The following is a 17,367-nucleotide window of genomic DNA, read 5'->3' as shown; positions in this document are numbered from 1 at the left end:
AACACCACACCTGGCCCCAGCCCACCCACACCGGCACTCAAGCAGTCCGCATCCAACGACCCCAACCCGCCGACCCCTAAACGCAACGGCATTGGCCCTAGCCGCGCACCTCCGCCAGCACCGCGTCCGTGAACCCCGGCCACGCCTCGATCGCCCAGTCCCCGAACGCCCGGTCGGCCAGCGCGACGCACGCCACCCCCGCGTCCGGGTCGATCCACAGGAACGTACCGGACTGCCCGAAGTGGCCGAAGGTACGGGGGGAGGACGAACTCCCGGTCCAGTGCGGTGACTTGCCGTCGCGGATCTCGAAGCCCAGCCCCCAGTCGTTCGGGTTCTGGTGGCCGTAGCCCGGGAGGACACCCTTCGTTCCCGGGTACTGCACGCTCATCGCCGAGGCCACCGTCCGGGGGTCGAGCAGGCGCGGGGCCTGGACCTCGGCGGCGAAGCGCAGCAGGTCCCCGACCGTGGAGACGGCGTCCTTGGCGGGGGAGCCGTCGAGGGTCGTCGACGTCATGCCCAGGGGCTCCAGGACGGCCTGGCGCAGGTACTCGGGGAAGGGGATGTCCGTCGCCTTGGCGACGTGGTCGCCGAGTTGCTCGAAGCCGGTGTTGGAGTAGAGCCGTCGTTCGCCGGGGCCGAACATCACCCGGGGGTCGTCGAAGGCCAGGCCGGAGGTGTGGGCGAGCAGGTGGCGGACCGTGGCACCGGCGGGGCCCGCGGGCTCGTCCAGTTCGACCGCGCCCTCCTCGTACGCCACGAGGACGCCGTACGCTGCCAGCGGCTTGGTGACGGAGGCCAGCGGGAAGCGTTGGCCGACCGGGCCGTGCAGGCCCAGTACCGTGCCGTCGGCCCGTACGACACCCGCCGCGGCGGTGGGGACCGGCCAGTTCTCGATCAACGCGAGGCTTTTCAGCGACATGGCGCCGAGCCTATGCCACCGACGATTTCTTGCCGCCTCCGCTTGCTTGGAGCGCACTCCAAGGCCATAGCGTGGTGGTCATGACGGTGATGGAGACAACGGCCGCGGCCACCGCCACGGCTCCCAGGACCGACAGCTGTGCCGGACCGCCGCATCAGGACCGGCGCCCGGACGGCCAGGACAGGTACACGATCAGCGAGGTCGCCGCCCTCACCGGCCTCTCGGCGCACACCCTGCGCTGGTACGAGCGCATCGGGCTGATGCCGCACATCGACCGGTCGCACACCGGCCAGCGGCGCTACCGCAACCGTGACCTCGACTGGCTCGACCTGGTCGGCAAGCTGCGGCTGACCGGGATGCCGGTCGCCGACATGGTGCGGTACGCCGAACTCGTACGCGAGGGCGACCACACGTACACCGAACGTTTCGAACTGCTCAAGCAGACCCGGCAGGACGTGCTGGCCCGGATCGAGGAACTCCAGGGCACCCTCGCCGTCCTCGACCGGAAGATCGATTTCTACGCTGACGCCGGACGCGCTCCGGCGTCGGAGAGGTCCTCATGACGATGACGACGGTGAAGCTGGGCACGGACGGCCCCGAGGTGGGCGTCCAGGGCCTCGGCTGCATGGGCATGAGCTTCGCCTACGGACCGGCGGACGCGGACGCCTCCCGGGCCACCCTGGAACGCGCCCTCGAACTCGGCGTCACCCTCTATGACACGGCCGACGCCTACGGCGCGGGGGACAACGAGCGCTTCCTGTCGCCGTTCTTCAAGGCGCACCGCGACGAGATCGTGATCGCGACCAAGTTCGCCCTGACGATCCCGCCGGACGACCCGACGAGGCGCATCATCCGCAACGACCCGCCCTACGTCCGCGAGGCCGTCGAGGCCAGCCTCAAGCGCCTCGACGTCGAGGTCATCGACCTCTACTACATGCACCGGCGCGATGTGAACGTGCCGATCGAGGAGACCGTCGGCACCATGGCCGACCTGGTGCGCGAGGGCAAGGTCAAGCACCTGGGGCTGAGCGAGGTCACCGCCGACGAGCTGCGGGCCGCGCACGCCGTCCACCCGATCGCCGCGGTGCAGTCGGAGTGGTCGCTGTTCAGCCGGGACATCGAGGCGAGGGTCGTCCCGGCCGCCCGCGATCTGGGCGTCACCCTGGTCCCGTACTCCCCGCTCGGCCGTGGCTTCCTCACCGGGTCCTTCAGCAACGCGGACACCGATCTCACCCCGGACGACTTCCGCCGCCGCCAGCCGCGGTTCACCGGCGAGAACGCGTCCGCCAACGCGGCCCTGCTGGCGCCGATCCGCGCCATCGCCGCCGCCCATGACGCCACCCCCGGCCAGGTCGCGCTGGCCTGGGTCCACCAGCAGGCCACGGTCCGGTCCCTCCCGGTGGTCCCCATCCCCGGCACCACCAAGCCGCACCGGGTGGAGGAGAACGTCGCGGCGGCCCAGCTCTCCCTGAGCGAGGAGGAGATGGGGCAACTGGACGGGATCGCGGCGAAGGTGGCGGGCGATCGCTACGCGGACATGCGGTTCGCTTCGGCGGGACGGGAGTAGCCCCGCCCGGAAGGGGCGCGGGCGAACACCGGCAGAGGCTATAGCTCCGCCAGCAACTCCGCCTTCTTGGAGGAGAACTCCTCGTCTGTCACCAGGCCCGCCTGGTGCAGTTCCCCGAGGTGGCGGATCCGCTCGGCGATGTCCGCGGGGTCCCGGCGCCGTACCGACGCCGCCGGGACGGCCGCGGTCGCCTTCTCCCGTACGGCGGCCAGGACCGCCGCCGCGAACGGCAGGGACTCGTGGACGGGGCCGTACCCGAGGCCGAAGACCACGGAGGCCGGGTCCTGGTCCGCCTGGGCGGGAGTGTCGGCGGTGGTGTCCCGGGGGAGCAGGCGCAGATGGCCGTCGAGGACGTCCGGCGTCCGCCACTCCACGCCGCTCAACTCGGTGACGTGGAAACTCTGGTCCCCGGCCTTCCACTTGGCGGTGGAGGCGCCGGTCCAGAACCAGCGGAAGTGCACGGTCGTCCCGTCGAAGGACGCCTTGCCGTCGTAGGCCTTGAACTGCAGCGGCGGCTCGGGCGCCGCCACGAGGTGGCGCTCGGCCGGGCCCGGGTCCGTCAGCCGCGCCCGCAGCTCGTCGGCGTAGTACTCGGCGAGGGTCTCGCGCTCGGCGGGCAGGACGAGGCGGTAGGGGTCGTGGGACTCCCTGAGCTGTCCCGCCGCCGCCTCGATCAGCGGGTCCGCGCCCGGCCTCGGCTCCGCCCGCAACACGACGGTGCCGCGTTTGCCGGGCGTCAGTGTCACCCCCGCGACCGCCGCCAAGGGGATACGGCGCTCCCCCAGGGCCTGAAACAGCCTGGGTGATCGAATCCCCCGTTCGTAGCGGATGAGCACGGAGTCGGACTCGAACTCCCAGGCGGCATGAAATCCGGCCAGTACGTCACCCATGCGGCTCATCGTATGCGGCATGCGCTTATTCGTCCCCTCCCCGCACAGACCGCAGTTCTTGCACCTCTACGCGCGTCCGGCCGGGGCGGTACGGGACAAACCCGCCCGGCACAGATCGGCATCGGCGGCGCAGTGCACCGACCGGTATGCGCCGACCCCGATCTCGGCGAAGTTCCACAGGCTCCGGGTCCCGGGTTCGAAGTAGCCCGCGTGGCCCCGCGCGCCGTCCGCCGACAGCACGCGCGCGCCGAACGCGGTGGACACCGGGTCGGCACCGTGCCCGAGGCCGCCCAGCTCCAGATGCGGCACGTCCTGGATCCAGTCGTCGGCGTCCCGCATCGCCCACACCTCGGCGCCGGTGCGCAGGTGCGCCGCGGTCGGGGCCCGCATGCCGGGGCTGCCCGCCACCGCTATGTCCGTCACCCGGCCCGGCAGCCGGTGCGCGGCGACCCCGCACACCACCGAGCCGTAGCTGTGGCAGAACAGCGAGACCGGCGCCTTGCCGGGCAGCCCGCGCACCAGCGCGTTCAGCCGTACGGCACCGGCCTCGGCGCGCATCGCGGTCGCCGCGTCCATGCCGATGCCGCTGGGGGCGGTGTAGTCGGCCCAGGCGATCACCGCCGTCCGCGTGCCGGGGCTGGCCGCGCGCTCGGCCCGGTACAGGGACTCGGCCATGCCGGCCGGTGCGGTGTACCGGCGCTGGGTGCGCTGGAAGGTGAGCAGATGGGTGTCGACGCCGGGGACGACGACCGAGACGCGCTGCGCCCTGGTGAGGCTGCCGAAGACCTCGGCGACCCGGCCCGAGCCGTCGGGGCTGAAGGCGAGGATGTTCCGGCCCGGGGTGAGCAGCGAGTCCAGGCGGTGCATGCGGCGGCCCGCCTCGTGCTGTCCGGCCGGGGTGAGCCGGGGGTCGCGCATGCGCTGCCGCTCGACCTCGCGGGCCTGGGCGAGCGCGATGCGGTTGGCACGGTAGCGCAGGCCGACCGGGGCGCCGTTCATGTTGCCGACGACCAGGGGGTAGCGGTGGACGAGCCGGGCGCGGTCCGTGGCGGTGAGCGAGGCGAAGAAGCGGGCCAGCCGGGTGGGCGCGGACTGCGGGTCCGGCAGCCGCTGGCCGTGCAGCCTGCCGTGTTCCCAGGCCGTGAGCGAGGCCTGGAACGGCGACAGCTCCCGCTGGCCCCGCAGCGCGGTCCAGCCGGAGGTCGCCAGCATCACGAACACCACGGCCAGCGCGAGCAGTGCGCGCCAGACGCCGAGTTGCGGGGAGGTGTCGAAGGAAGTCACTGGGAGGACACACTAGGAGAACGGGACGGTCTCGCGTGAACCAAGTGATGGGGATCACGTTTGAGAGGGGCGGGTGGCCGCCGGTGGCCGCCGTGTCCGGCCGGGCCGGTCAGCGGGGTTGGGCAGGGTGGAGCACGGGGGCGCCGGTCGGCGCCCGGCGTGTTCAGGGCGTGCGCCAGTCTCCCGCGAGCGCCGGTCCGACCTGGTCGAGGTAGCGCGCCGTCAGGGCGCGGATCGCCGCGACGCTGGTGTCCTCGCCCGCGCTCCACTGCCGTTCGGTGACGCGAATCACTCCGCTGAAGACGGCCACCGCCACCCTCGGCCGCGGGTCGGTGTCCGGGTCGAGGCCCTCGCGCGCGGCGATCACCCGCGTGACCTCCTCCTCGGTCTCCATGGAGCGGCGCAGATGGGCGGCGAGCAGTACGGGCGTGGACTGGACGACCCGCCACATCCGCAGGTGCAGTGCGACGGGGACGACGGCCTCGATGGCGTCGTTGATGGTGTCCCAGCCCTCCAGGACGGCGCGGCGCAGCGCCTCCATCGGCGGTTCGTGGGGCGGCCGGGCGCGCACCGCCTCGACGAAGTGGGCCTCCGCCATCGCCTGGAGGGCGAGGGCGGCGTCCTCCTTGCCCGCGAAGTAACGGAAGAAGGTGCGCTGCGAGACGTCCACGGCCTCGGCGATCTCGTCGACGGTGGTCCGCTCGTACCCCTGCTCGGTGAACAGTTCCAGCGCGACGCGCACCAGCGCGTCCCGGGTGCGCTGCTTCTTGCGCTCGCGCAGTCCGGGCCTCAGCTCGGCGTGCGTCGCGGCGCTCGTCTCGACGTCCATGTCGGCATTCATCGCGACGAGGCTATATGCGAAGTGTCATGTCAGTTACCGACTTGTGAATCCGTTTGTCGATTGTCAGTGGCTGTCATTAGCCTCGACGGCATGACTAGTCAGACCACCATCGACACCGCGGGGTCGGGGGACAAGGCACCGGTGACCCCGTCGGGCGCGACGCCCGCCAAGGGGTTGCGCGGCCACCCCTGGTTCACGCTCATCACCGTCGCCGTAGGGGTCATGATGGTGGCCCTGGACGGCACCATCGTGGCGATCGCCAACCCGGCCATCCAGAAGGACCTGAACGCGAGCTTCGCGGACGTCCAGTGGATCACCAACGGCTACTTCCTCGCCCTGGCCGTCTGCCTGATCACCGCGGGCAAGCTCGGTGACCGCTTCGGGCACCGCCAGACCTTCCTCATCGGCGTCGTCGGATTCGCCGCGGCCTCCGGTGCCATCGGCCTGTCCAGCAGCATCGCGCTGGTCATCGTCTTCCGGGTGCTCCAGGGCCTGTTCGGCGCGCTGCTGATGCCCGCGGCGCTCGGGCTGCTGCGGGCCACCTTCCCGGCCGAGAAGCTGAACATGGCCATCGGCATCTGGGGCATGGTGATCGGCGCCTCCACCGCGGGCGGCCCGATCCTCGGCGGGGTGCTCGTCGAGCACGTGAACTGGCAGTCCGTCTTCTTCATCAACGTGCCGGTCGGCGTCCTCGCCGTCGCCCTCGGCGTGTGGATCCTCCTGGACCACCGTGCGGAGAAGGCCCCCCGCTCCTTCGACATCGTGGGCATCGTGGTGCTGTCGGTGGCGATGTTCTGTCTGGTCTGGGCGCTCATCAAGGCCCCCGAGTGGGGCTGGGGCGACGGCAAGACCTGGCTGTTCCTCGTCCTGTCGGTGGGCCTGTTCATCGGCTTCGCGCTCTGGGAGACGAAGGTCAGGGAACCGCTCATCCCGCTGGCGCTGTTCCGCTCGGTGTCGCTGTCGGCCGGTGTGGTGCTGATGGTCCTGATGGCCATCGCCTTCATGGGCGGCCTGTTCTTCGTGACCTTCTACCTGCAGAACGTCCACGGCATGAGCCCCGTCGACGCCGGTCTGCACCTGCTCCCGCTCACCGGCATGATGATCGTCGGCTCACCGCTGGCCGGTGCCGCGATCACCAAGCTGGGCCCGCGCGTCCCGCTGGTCGCGGGCATGGCCTTCACCGCGCTCGCCATGTACGGCATCTCCACCCTCGAGACGGACACCGGCAGCGGCATGATGTCCCTCTGGTTCGCCCTGCTGGGCCTCGGCCTCGCGCCCGTCATGGTCGGCGCCACCGAGGTCATCGTCGGCAACGCGCCCATGGAGCTGTCCGGTGTCGCCGGTGGTCTCCAGCAGTCCGCCATGCAGATCGGCGGCAGCCTGGGTACGGCGGTGCTGGGCGCCGTCATGGCCTCCAAGGTCGACAGCGACCTGCCCGGCAACTGGGCCGACGCGGGGCTGCCGCCGCTCACCCCGGAACAGGCGGACCAGGCGTCCGAGGCGGTCCAGGTCGGCGTGGCCCCGGTGGAGCAGGGCACCCCGGACCAGATCGCCGCGCAGATCACGGGCGTCGCCCACGACACCTTCATCTCCGGCATGAGCCTGGCCTCCCTCACCGCGGCCGGGGTCGCGGTGGTGGCGGTGGCGGTGGCCTTCCTGGCCAAGCGGGGCGAGAACGCCGACGCGGGCGGGGGAGCGGTCCACATCTGATTCCCCTATCAGGGTGACAGGGTTAAAGATTCCTCCCGCCCGGTACGGGACACACGTCACAGTGGGTCAAGCCCTCCGGTACGGCAAGTTCCTGAGGCAAGTTCACCGGGACCGTGCGTACGGGGGCGGAGGGCGGCCGGTGCTGCGGCGCGCTGCCGGAGGGGGGTGGCGCGCCGACAGACCGGAGATACGGGGGGATTGGCGTCCCGAGGCGGGGTACTCGCAGTCCCGATGGCCGAACACACCCACCAACTCAGGGAGTTGATGATGGCGGGCTTCGGACAGGGGACGCGCAGGCACCCCCGCTCACGTGGCCGGACGTGGTCACGGACCGGGCCGGATCGCGCGACCCTAGGACTCATCGGCGCCATCTGCGCGGTCGCGGGCTTCTTCGTCCTGGGCATCATCCTGGGCCCGGTCGCCGTGGCCTGCGGCTGGCTCTCCATGGGCCGCACCTGGACGGGCTCCCGCCACGTCCCGGCCCTGATCGCCGTGGTCCTCGGCGCGATAGACACCCTGTTGGCCCTCATCTGGCTGACGGGGGCGGCAGCGCCGGGCGCGGGGGTCTTCTGACCCCGACTTGGTCGCGGCAGCCGCTGTGCCGCCCCAGCCGCGGGCATTCGTGCCGCTGGGGCGGCACAGGTGGGCGCGGCGGCACCCCGCGGCGCCGGGCCCGCGCGACCCACCCCCGGCCAGCGCCACGGCGGCACCCCGCGGCGCCGGGCCGCGCGACCCACCCCCGGCCAGCGCACCCGCCGGGCAACGCGCTCAGCGGGGGTCCAGCTCGGTCGACCTCTCCCGCCCTGAGCCGGAGGCCAACGCGGCAACTTCCGCCCGCAGCGCCCGCACCTCCTCCGTAAGCGCGCAGATCGCCTCCGTCTGCCGCCGCTCCTCCTCGTCATCCATGTCGAAGCGAGCGATGAACCACGCGGCGATGTTCGCGGTGACCACACCGAGCAACGCGATCCCGGACAGCATCAGCCCGATCGCGAGCACCCGCCCAAGACCGGTGGTCGGCGCCATGTCCCCGTACCCCACGGTGGTCATCGTGGTGAAGGCCCACCAGATCGCGTCCCCCAGCGTGTGGATGGACGCCCCGGGCTTCCCTCGCTCCACCTCCAGCACCGCCAACGCCCCGAAGACCAACAGGCCCAGGCACGACCCCGCGACATACGTCGTCACCCGCACCTGCGACGCCAGCCGCGCCCGCTGCCCGGCGAGCAGCAGCAGCGACACCAGCTTCAACAGCCGTAGCGGCTGGAGCAGCGGCAGGACGACCGCCAGCAGGGCCAGCGGGTTGCCGCGCACGAACCGCAGCCGGTCCTCCGTCAGCCACAGCCTGACGATGTAGTCCAGGGCGAACGCGGCCCACACGGTCCAGTTCGCTATGTGGCAGGCGGTCAGCAGCGTCTCCGACGCCTCCGGCTGCACGATCGGATAGGCGTAGGCGACGGCGAAGACGACGGCAAGGGCCAGCAGCGGTCCCTGGGTGCGCCGTTCCCAGCGGTCCCGGGCGGTGGGTTCGGACATGCGAGCCATCGTAGGAAAAGCGGGGCGGTGGCAGGGTGAGGAATCCCACCCCGCCACCGCCCCGACACCGGCGGGCCCGCCGGAGGTCTATGCGTCGCCCCCCGCCGTCCCGGGATCCGCCGCCGCGACATCGAGCAGCTGGTACCGGTCGATGGCCTGCTTCAGCACCGAACGGTCCACCTTCCCCTCCCGCGCCAGCTCCGCGAGCACCCCCACCACGATCGACTCCGCGTCGATGTGGAAGAAGCGCCGCGCCGCCCCGCGGGTGTCGGCGAAGCCGAAGCCGTCGGCGCCCAGGGACTGGTACGTCCCCGGCACCCAGCGAGCGATCTGGTCCGGAACCGATCGCATCCAGTCGGAGACGGCCAGGAACGGTCCCTCACCCGCGCTGAGCTTGCGGGTGACGTACGGCACCCGCTGCTCCTCCTCGGGGTGCAGCAGGTTGTGCTGCTCGCAGGCCACCGCCTCGCGCCGCAGCTCGTTCCAGGAGGTCGCCGACCAGACACCGGCCCTGACGTTCCACTGCTCGGCGAGGACGCGCTGCGCCTCCACGGCCCACGGCAGCGCCACGCCGGAGGCGATGATCTGCGCCGGGACGGTGCCGGACGTGCCCTCGCTGAGGCGGTAGACGCCCTTGAGGATGCCGTCGACGTCGACGTTCTCCGGCTCGGCGGGGTGCTGGATCGGCTCGTTGTAGACGGTGAGGTAGTAGAAGACGTCCTCGCCGTGCGGGTGCTGCTCGTCGCCGCCGTACATACGGCGCAGGCCGTCCTTGACGATGTGCGCGATCTCGTAGCCGTACGCCGGGTCGTACGCCACGCACGCCGGGTTGGTGGAGGCCAGCAGCTGGGAGTGGCCGTCCGCGTGCTGGAGCCCCTCGCCGGTCAGGGTCGTACGGCCCGCGGTCGCACCGAGGACGAAACCGCGCGCCAGCTGGTCGGACATCTGCCAGAACTGGTCGCCGGTGCGCTGGAAACCGAACATCGAGTAGAAGACGTACACCGGGATCAGCGGTTCGCCGTGCGTGGCGTACGCCGAACCCGCCGCGATCAGCGACGCCGTGCAGCCCGCCTCGGAGATGCCGTCGTGCAGCATCTGGCCGGTGGGCGACTCCTTGTAGGCGAGCAGCAGCTCACGGTCGACGGACTCGTACTGCTGGCCGAGCGGGTTGTAGATCTTGGCGCTCGGGAAGAAGGAGTCCATGCCGAAGGTGCGGTACTCGTCCGGCGCGATCAGCACGAACCGCTTGCCGAGTTCCTTGTCCCGCATCAGGTCCTTCAGCAGCCGTACGAACGCCATGGTGGTGGCGATCTGCTGCTGGCCGGAGCCCTTCTTCACGGTGGCGTACGCCTTGTCCTCGGGCAGCGGCAGCGGCTTGGAGCGCACCACCCGCGTGGGCACGTATCCGCCGAGCCCCTTGCGGCGGTCGTGCATGTACTGGATCTCCTCCGAGTCCCGGCCCGGGTGGTAGTACGGCGGCGCGCCGGACTCCAGGTCCTTGTCGGCGATCGGCAGGTGCAGGCGGTCCCGGAAGCGCTTGAGGTCGTCGACCGTCAGCTTCTTCATCTGGTGCGTGGCGTTGCGGCCCTCGAAGTTCGGGCCCAGCGTCCAGCCCTTGATCGTCTTGGCCAGGATCACCGTCGGCTGGCCCTGGTGCTCCACGGCCGCCTTGAACGCCGCGTACACCTTGCGGTGGTCGTGGCCGCCGCGCCCCAGGTGCAGGATCTGCTCGTCGGTCATGTTCTCGACCATCGCGCGCAGCCGGTGGTCGTCCCCGAAGAAGTGCTCGCGGATGTAGGCGCCGGATTCGGTGGCGTACGTCTGGAACTGGCCGTCCGGCGTCGTGTTCATCTTGTTGACCAGGATGCCGTCGCGGTCCTGGGCGAGCAGCGGGTCCCAGGTGCGGTCCCAGATCAGCTTGATGACGTTCCAGCCCGCGCCCCGGAACACCGACTCCAGCTCCTGGATGACCTTGCCGTTGCCGCGCACCGGGCCGTCGAGGCGCTGGAGGTTGCAGTTGACGACGAAGGTGAGGTTGTCCAGGCCCTCACGCGCGGCGATGGTCAGCTGGCCCAGCGACTCCGGCTCGTCCATCTCGCCGTCGCCGAGGAACGCCCACACGTGCGACTTCGAGGTGTCGGCGATCCCGCGCGCGTGCATGTACCGGTTCATCCGCGCCTGGTAGACCGCGCCGATCGGGCCGAGCCCCATCGACACCGTCGGGAACTCCCAGAAGCCCGGCATCAGCCGCGGGTGCGGGTACGAGGAGAGGCCGTAGGGCGCCTTCGACTTCTCCTGGCGGAACCCGTCGAGGTGCTGTTCGCTCAGCCGGTCCAGCAGGTACGCGCGCGCGTAGATGCCCGGTGAGGCGTGGCCCTGGAAGAAGACCTGGTCGCCGCCGTCGCCCTCGTCCTTGCCGCGGAAGAAGTGGTTGAAGCCCACGTCGTACAGGGACGCGGAGGACGCGAACGTGGCGATGTGGCCGCCGACGCCGATACCGGGCCGCTGCGCGCGCGAGACCATCACGGCGGCGTTCCAGCGGGTGGCGTTGAGGATCCGGCGCTCGATCTCCTCGTTGCCCGGGAAGAACGGCTCGTCCCTGGTGGCGATGGTGTTGACATAGTCCGTGCTGCGCATCTCGGGCACGGCCACCCGCTTCTCGCGGGCCCGCTCGATCAGCCGCAGCATCAGATAGCGGGCCCGCTCCCGCCCGCGCTCGTCGATGGCGGCGTCGAGGGAGTCGAGCCACTCCTGGGTTTCCTCGGGATCGAAGTCAGGAACCTGACTCGGAAGGCCGCCAATGATGATCGGGTTGCGATCGGATCCGGAAGCCACGCTGGTCCTTACCTGTCAGAGGGCTGGTATGCGTTTCGATATGCCTGCACCGCTCCCCATCGTCTACCTCGATGCGTGAAACGTCATCTCTACCCCGAGGTAACCCCGACCTTCGTCAGCTCTCGGCGCAAAGGCATTTGAATCTCGTACCCGTAGATGGTTCCCAAACGCCCAAAAAGGGCACAACGGTGTGGTGTACGTCACCCGCAGCCACGGAAGTGTGGCTGGAGTTGCGGCGACACGGCCGGGATCGTCACCGTTTCGGCGGTCCGAACCGCCGGGTACTTGCGCGATCCGTCCCGCCCGTGTGGACTACGGCCAACGCTTCGCGCACGCGCGTGGCTGAGACTCCCCCAAGCTCAGTGGAGCAGGGGGTACCGAAATCCAAAGACATGATCAGGAGGCAACCCGTGAGCGCGACCGCGGACCACGCGGAGGAGCGGACGAACCCCGCCGTCAGGCTGGGGTTCCAGCCCGGGCAGGTGGTCCAGGAGATCGGCTACGACGACGACGTCGACCAGGAACTTCGCGATGCCCTCGAGGAAGCCATCGGCAGCGACCTGATGGACGAGGAGTACGACGACGTGGCCGACGCCGTCGTGCTGTGGTTCCGCGACGACGACGGCGACCTGACGGATGCGCTGGTGGATGCCACCACGTACATCGAGGAAGGCGGCGCCATCCTGCTCCTGACGCCGAAGACCGGCCGTTCGGGGTACGTCGAGCCGAGCGACATCTCGGAGGCCGCCACGACGGCGGGACTGACGGCGTCCAAGAGCGTCAGCGTGGGCAAGGACTGGAGCGGCAGCCGCCTGGCCACGCCCAAGGCGGCCAAGTCCAAGAGGTGACCGTCCGCTGACCGCGGCCCTGGGGCGGACCGGCCCCGTTTCCGTACGCGCCGGTCCGTCCCCCCGGCCGGTTCGCCAGGCCCCGGTGCGCGCTGCGTAGGGTGGGTGACCCACCCGAACGGCCCACCGAAGGGAAGACGAATGGCGATCCAGGCCGGGGCGATCCAGGCCGGTGAGAAGGCCCCCGACTTCGAACTGAAGGACAACCACGGCCGCACCGTGCGGCTCTCCGGCTTCCGCGGCGACAAGAACGTGGTCCTGCTGTTCTACCCCTTCGCCTTCACCGGCGTGTGCACCGGCGAACTGTGCGAGGTCCGCGACAACCTGCCGAGGTTCGCCGACCGCGACACCGTGGTGCTCGCCGTCTCCAACGACTCCATCCACACCCTGCGCGTCTTCGCCGAGCAGGAGGGTCTGGAATACCCCTTGCTGAGCGATTTCTGGCCGCACGGCGAGACCTCGCGCGCCTACGGCGTCTTCGACGAGGCCAAGGGCTGCGCGGTACGCGGCACCTTCGTCATCGACAAGGAGGGCGTGGTGCGCTGGAGCGTGGTGAACGGTCTGCCGGACGCCCGCGACCTGAACGAGTACGTCAAAGCGCTCGACACCCTGTGATTCTTCGGTCGCAAGGCCTGCGGGCGGCGGGAACCCGTCACTAGGATCGAGTCGTTTGATCCTATGGCAACGCACGACGGGGCTTCCCGCCCCTGGACACCAATGGAGGACTCGTGGGAGTCAGCCTCAGCAAGGGCGGCAACGTATCGCTGACCAAGGAGGCCCCGGGCCTGACCGCGGTCATCGTCGGTCTGGGGTGGGACGTGCGCACCACGACCGGCACCGACTTCGACCTCGACGCCAGCGCGCTGCTGCTGAACAGCGCGGGCAAGGTCGCGAGCGACCAGCACTTCATCTTCTTCAACAACCTCAAGAGCCCGGACGGCTCGGTGGAGCACACCGGCGACAACATCACCGGTGAGGGCGAGGGCGACGACGAGCAGATCAAGATCAACCTCGCCACCGTCCCGGCCGACGTGGAGAAGATCGTCTTCCCCGTCTCGATCTACGACGCCGAGAACCGTCAGCAGTCCTTCGGTCAGGTGCGCAACGCGTTCATCCGCGTCGTCAACCAGGCCGGCGAGGCCGAGATCGCGCGCTACGACCTCAGCGAGGACGCCTCCACCGAGACGGCGATGGTCTTCGGCGAGCTGTACCGGCACGGCGCGGAGTGGAAGTTCCGCGCCATCGGCCAGGGGTACGCCTCCGGCCTGCGCGGTATCGCGCAGGACTTCGGCGTCAACGTCTGAGCCGCACCGTCCCACCGCTTCACCGTCCGGCGCCGCACCGAGAGCGTGCGGCGCCGGACGCGCAGGACGACCAAAGAGGCATGACCAGGGGAGGACCAGCATCATGGGCGTCACGCTCGCCAAGGGAGGCAATGTCTCCCTGTCCAAGGCCGCGCCGAATCTCACCCAGGTGATGATCGGACTCGGCTGGGACGCGCGCTCCACCACCGGAGCCCCCTTCGACCTCGACGCCAGCGCGCTGGTGCTCGACAGCGGGCGGGTACTCGGCGACGAGTGGTTCATCTTCTACAACCAGCTCAAGAGCCCGGACGGCTCGGTGGAGCACACCGGTGACAATCTCACCGGTGAGGGCGAGGGTGACGACGAGTCGATCCTGATCGACCTGTCCAAGGTGCCCGCCCACTGCGACAAGATCGTTTTTCCGGTCTCGATCCATATGGCAGACGAGCGTGGCCAGACCTTCGGGCAGGTCAGCAACGCCTTCATCCGCGTGGTCAACCAGGCGGACGGCCAGGAACTGGCGCGCTACGACCTCAGCGAGGACGCTTCCACCGAAACCGCCATGATCTTCGGCGAGGTCTATCGCTACCAGGGGGAATGGAAGTTCCGGGCCGTGGGACAGGGGTACGCGTCAGGGCTGCGGGGCATCGCTCTAGACTTCGGGGTCAATGTTTCGTAAAGCCGGGTACGGCGCGGGGGAGACCCGTACACCCCGTACACAAGGGATTGGGTAGCCAGTGGTTCTGAAAACCTTCGGCTGGTCGTTCGCGGTCACCGCGCTCGGCCTCGTCGCGGCGGTCTTCTACGGGGGGTGGACCGCCTTCGGCATCGTGGCGATCCTCTCCATCCTTGAGATCTCGCTGTCCTTCGACAACGCGGTGGTCAACGCCGGAATCCTGAAGAAGATGAATGCCTTCTGGCAGAAGATCTTCCTCACGATCGGCATTCTGATCGCCGTCTTCGGCATGCGCCTGGTCTTTCCCGTCGTCATCGTGGCCGTCAGCGCCCAGATGGGGCCGATCGAGGCGGTCGACCTCGCGCTGACCGACAAGGACCGCTACCAGGAACTGGTGACGGACGCGCATCCGGCGATCGCCGCGTTCGGTGGCATGTTCCTGCTGATGATCTTCCTCGACTTCATCTTCGAGGACCGGGACATCAAGTGGCTGGGCTGGCTGGAGCGGCCGCTGGCCAAGCTGGGCAAGGTCGACATGCTGTCGGTCTGCATCGCGCTGATCGTCCTGCTGATCACCTCGATGACCTTCGCGACGCACGCGCATCTGCACGCCGGGCCCGCCGACAAGGCGGAGACGGTCCTGCTCTCCGGTATCGCCGGTCTCATCACCTACATGATCGTGGGCGGCCTCTCCGGCTACTTCGAGGAGAAGCTGGAGGAAGAGGAGGAACGCGAGCACGAGGAGGAGGAAGAGGCGAGGCGCGCGGGCAAGCAGAAGCCCGCGATCCTGCTGGCCGGCAAGGCCGCGTTCTTCATGTTCCTCTACCTCGAGGTGCTGGACGCGTCCTTCTCCTTCGACGGCGTCATCGGCGCGTTCGCCATCACCAACGACATCGTGCTGATGGCGCTGGGCCTGGGCATCGGCGCGATGTACGTCCGGTCGCTGACCGTGTACCTGGTCCGCCAGGGCACGCTGGACGACTACGTCTACCTGGAGCACGGCGCGCACTACGCGATCGGCGCGCTGGCGGTCATCCTGCTGGTGACGATCCAGTACGAGATCCATGAGGTCATCACCGGCCTCGTCGGCGTCTTCCTGATCGCCGCGTCCTTCTGGTCCTCCGTGCGGCGCAACAAGGCGCTGGCGGCTGCGGAGGGAAAAGCGGCGGGGTCGGACGAGAAGGCTGAGGTCTCTTCCGGGGTGTGACGTTCCTGCCAGTACGGGAACGCTTCTGAATGGGGCGGCGTGGAGGACGGGTCCTCGGCGCCGCCCCGTTGTCTGCCGGGTGTCGGGTCGGGTGTCGAGTCGTGGGTGGGGACGGTCAGGGTCATGGGGCTGTTGGACGGGTTGCTGTGGCGGGGGCGGGCGGATCAGTTCGACTCGGGGAGCGCGTCGTCGAACGCGATCGAGTTGACGAAACGGCACGGTCAGGTGTCGCTGACGAAGCAGGACGCCGCGACGGGGCATCTGCGGATCAATCTGAACTGGCGGATGCGGACGTCCGACTTCGGCGGGCCGCAGCGGGAGAGTCTGCTGCGGCACCCCTTCAAGGCGCTGAAGCCGCCGGAGGTGGTGGGGCACAGCCAGTCGATGGTGAACGTCGACCTCGACCTGGGGTGCCTGTACGAGCTTCAGGACGGCACCAAGGGCGTCGTGCAGCCGCTGGGCGGCTTCCTCGGTGACGTGAACGCGCCGCCGTACGTCAAGCTGAGCGGGGACGACCGGTTCGGGTCGGCGTCCGGGGAGACGATCTACGTCAATCTGGACCACCGGGACGCGATCAAGCGGCTGCTGGTCTTCGCCTACATCTACGACCAGACACCGGCGTTCGACCGCACCCAGGCGGTGGTGACGCTGTACCCGAGCAACGGGCCCCGGATCGAGATCCACCTGGACGAGCGGCATCCCCAGGCGCGGTCCTGTGCGGTGGTGATGATCGAGAACGTGAAGGGGGAGATCCTGGTGCGGCGGGAAGTGAAGTTCGTCTACGGGTTCCAGGGGGAGCTGGACAGGTTGTACGGGTGGGGACTGCAGTGGGGGCGGGGCTACAAGACGAAGGCCCAGCGCTGAGGGTGCGCCTGCGTCGGGGGTGGGCGCGGCGGCACCCCGTCGGCGCCGGGCCGCGCGACCCACCCCCGGCCCACCCGGACGTCAGCGCCCGATGAACTGCGGCCCCTGCGGCGGCAGCCGGAAGTCGGGGTCCGGCCCCGGAGGGACCGGCGGGGGCGGCGGATAGCCGTACGCGGGCTGCGGGTAGCCGTACGCCGGTTGGGCTGTCGTCGCCGGTTGGGGGTAACCGTAGGTCGGTGGGGCCGGGGTGATCGCCGTCGGCTGTTCGGGAGGCAGCGGGACGGACACCTCCGGCACGGGCTCGGCGGGGTGGGCGGATTCGGACTCGTCGACCGAGATGCCGAAGTCCGTGGCCAGGCCCTTGAGGCCGTTGGAGTAGCCCTCACCGAGCGCCCGGAACTTCCAGGAGTCACCCCGCCGGTACAGCTCACCGCAGATCAGCGCCGTCTCCTCACCGGTCTCCGGCGTGACGTCGAACGTCGCCAGAGGCTCCCCGTCGGCGTCCGCGGCGTCATGGAGGAGGATGCGCAGATCCCGTACCCGGTCGAAGGTCACCCCGTCCGCGGAGGCGACCAGCAGGATGCGGCCGACGCTGGGCTCGACCCCGGTGAGATCTGTCTGGATCGTATCGGTCAGGCATTCGGCGACCCGCTTCTTGCCCAGCCGCCAGACCTTCCCGGAGGGGTGCCGGGGCTGGTTGTAGAAGACGAAATCCTCGTCGGAGCGCACACGGTCCTCCGGCCCCAGGAGCAGGGCGGAGGCGTCGACGTCCGGTACCCCCTGCCCGGGTGTCCAGCGCAGCACGGCGCGCACCGTGGTGGCTTCCAGCGGGACGTTCGACCCCTTCAGCATCGCGTGCGTCATGCGGTCATCCTGCCCTCTCGGTCCTGCT

General features: G+C 69.8%; 17 protein-coding genes. 10 read left to right on the top strand and 7 right to left on the bottom strand.

All coding sequences use genetic code 11. The features are described from left to right. Positions 1-97 precede the first annotated feature (97 nt). Positions 98-919, bottom strand: coding sequence for a serine hydrolase domain-containing protein (locus tag ACFVQG_RS18565; RefSeq protein ID WP_383383766.1), 822 nt, complete (start codon positions 917-919; stop codon positions 98-100). Positions 920-999: 80 nt separating this feature from the next. Here ACFVQG_RS18565 and ACFVQG_RS18560 point away from each other — a divergent pair, with 80 nt between their 5' ends. Beyond that, positions 1,000-1,482, top strand: a complete 483-nt coding sequence (locus ACFVQG_RS18560) for a MerR family transcriptional regulator (RefSeq protein ID WP_383383763.1) — start codon at positions 1,000-1,002, stop codon at positions 1,480-1,482. Further along, entirely contained in the window at positions 1,479-2,486 is a 1,008-nt protein-coding gene (locus ACFVQG_RS18555; protein WP_383383760.1) for an aldo/keto reductase, read from the top strand. The genes ACFVQG_RS18560 and ACFVQG_RS18555 overlap by 4 nt, the downstream gene beginning before the upstream one ends. Before the next feature lie 38 nt (positions 2,487-2,524). Here the strand turns inward: ACFVQG_RS18555 and ACFVQG_RS18550 are convergent, their stop codons facing one another. The 3 genes from ACFVQG_RS18550 to ACFVQG_RS18540 all read right to left on the bottom strand — a co-directional run bounded on the left by ACFVQG_RS18550 (position 2,525) and on the right by ACFVQG_RS18540 (position 5,501). Then, on the bottom strand, positions 2,525-3,376 hold the full coding sequence (locus ACFVQG_RS18550; protein ID WP_383383757.1) for a DUF4429 domain-containing protein: 852 nt from the start codon (positions 3,374-3,376) through the stop codon (positions 2,525-2,527). A 66-nt stretch (positions 3,377-3,442) separates the two neighbouring features. Then, a complete protein-coding gene (locus ACFVQG_RS18545) occupies positions 3,443-4,660 on the bottom strand; it encodes an alpha/beta hydrolase (protein ID WP_383383754.1) in 1,218 nt (405 codons plus the stop codon). A gap of 163 nt (positions 4,661-4,823) precedes the next feature. After that, positions 4,824-5,501 carry a TetR family transcriptional regulator gene (locus ACFVQG_RS18540; protein WP_383383752.1) on the bottom strand — a complete coding sequence of 226 codons (678 nt, stop codon included), beginning with the start codon at positions 5,499-5,501 and terminating at the stop codon, positions 4,824-4,826. A 90-nt stretch (positions 5,502-5,591) separates the two neighbouring features. Here ACFVQG_RS18540 and ACFVQG_RS18535 point away from each other — a divergent pair, with 90 nt between their 5' ends. Both ACFVQG_RS18535 and ACFVQG_RS18530 read left to right on the top strand, forming a co-directional pair. Next, positions 5,592-7,211 (top strand): MFS transporter, encoded by a 1,620-nt coding sequence (locus ACFVQG_RS18535; RefSeq protein ID WP_383383749.1) that lies wholly within the window; start codon positions 5,592-5,594, stop codon positions 7,209-7,211. 264 nt (positions 7,212-7,475) lie between these two features. After that, the gene (locus ACFVQG_RS18530) at positions 7,476-7,784 is read left to right on the top strand and encodes a small hydrophobic protein (RefSeq protein ID WP_383383855.1); all 309 of its coding nucleotides are present in this window, start codon (positions 7,476-7,478) and stop codon (positions 7,782-7,784) included. Between the two features lie 195 nt (positions 7,785-7,979). On the opposite strand, the gene ACFVQG_RS18525 is transcribed toward ACFVQG_RS18530, so the two are convergent. Continuing rightward, positions 7,980-8,741: a potassium channel family protein gene (locus ACFVQG_RS18525; RefSeq protein ID WP_383383746.1), complete on the bottom strand. Its 762-nt coding sequence runs from the start codon at positions 8,739-8,741 to the stop codon at positions 7,980-7,982. Positions 8,742-8,828: 87 nt separating this feature from the next. Beyond that, complete coding sequence (gene aceE / locus ACFVQG_RS18520) at positions 8,829-11,576, bottom strand: pyruvate dehydrogenase (acetyl-transferring), homodimeric type (protein ID WP_383383743.1); 2,748 nt, start codon at positions 11,574-11,576, stop codon at positions 8,829-8,831. Positions 11,577-11,986: 410 nt separating this feature from the next. On the opposite strand from aceE, the gene ACFVQG_RS18515 reads away from it, so the two are divergent. The 6 genes from ACFVQG_RS18515 (at position 11,987) to ACFVQG_RS18490 (ending at position 16,475) form a co-directional block, all read left to right on the top strand. Continuing rightward, positions 11,987-12,424 (top strand): DUF3052 domain-containing protein, encoded by a 438-nt coding sequence (locus ACFVQG_RS18515; protein ID WP_383383740.1) that lies wholly within the window; start codon positions 11,987-11,989, stop codon positions 12,422-12,424. A 141-nt stretch (positions 12,425-12,565) separates the two neighbouring features. Continuing rightward, a complete protein-coding gene (locus ACFVQG_RS18510) occupies positions 12,566-13,039 on the top strand; it encodes a peroxiredoxin (protein WP_383383736.1) in 474 nt (157 codons plus the stop codon). A gap of 113 nt (positions 13,040-13,152) precedes the next feature. Beyond that, entirely contained in the window at positions 13,153-13,728 is a 576-nt protein-coding gene (locus ACFVQG_RS18505) for a calcium homeostasis/redox stress adaptation protein (protein ID WP_210919166.1), read from the top strand. 103 nt (positions 13,729-13,831) lie between these two features. Beyond that, positions 13,832-14,407, top strand: a complete 576-nt coding sequence (locus ACFVQG_RS18500) for a TerD family protein (protein WP_383383733.1) — start codon at positions 13,832-13,834, stop codon at positions 14,405-14,407. A 58-nt stretch (positions 14,408-14,465) separates the two neighbouring features. Beyond that, entirely contained in the window at positions 14,466-15,611 is a 1,146-nt protein-coding gene (locus ACFVQG_RS18495) for a DUF475 domain-containing protein (protein ID WP_383383730.1), read from the top strand. Positions 15,612-15,734: 123 nt separating this feature from the next. Continuing rightward, the gene (locus ACFVQG_RS18490; RefSeq protein ID WP_383383727.1) at positions 15,735-16,475 is read left to right on the top strand and encodes a Tellurium resistance; all 741 of its coding nucleotides are present in this window, start codon (positions 15,735-15,737) and stop codon (positions 16,473-16,475) included. Positions 16,476-16,556: 81 nt separating this feature from the next. Here the strand turns inward: ACFVQG_RS18490 and ACFVQG_RS18485 are convergent, their stop codons facing one another. Beyond that, positions 16,557-17,339, bottom strand: coding sequence for a TerD family protein (locus ACFVQG_RS18485; RefSeq protein WP_383383725.1), 783 nt, complete (start codon positions 17,337-17,339; stop codon positions 16,557-16,559). Positions 17,340-17,367 lie beyond the last annotated feature (28 nt).

Origin of the sequence: Streptomyces sp. NPDC057877, from assembly GCF_042796855.1 — a bacterium.
GTDB lineage: Bacteria > Actinomycetota > Actinomycetes > Streptomycetales > Streptomycetaceae > Streptomyces.
Note: the sequence above shows the minus strand (reverse complement) of the source record. Positions and strands in the feature narration are given on the sequence as shown.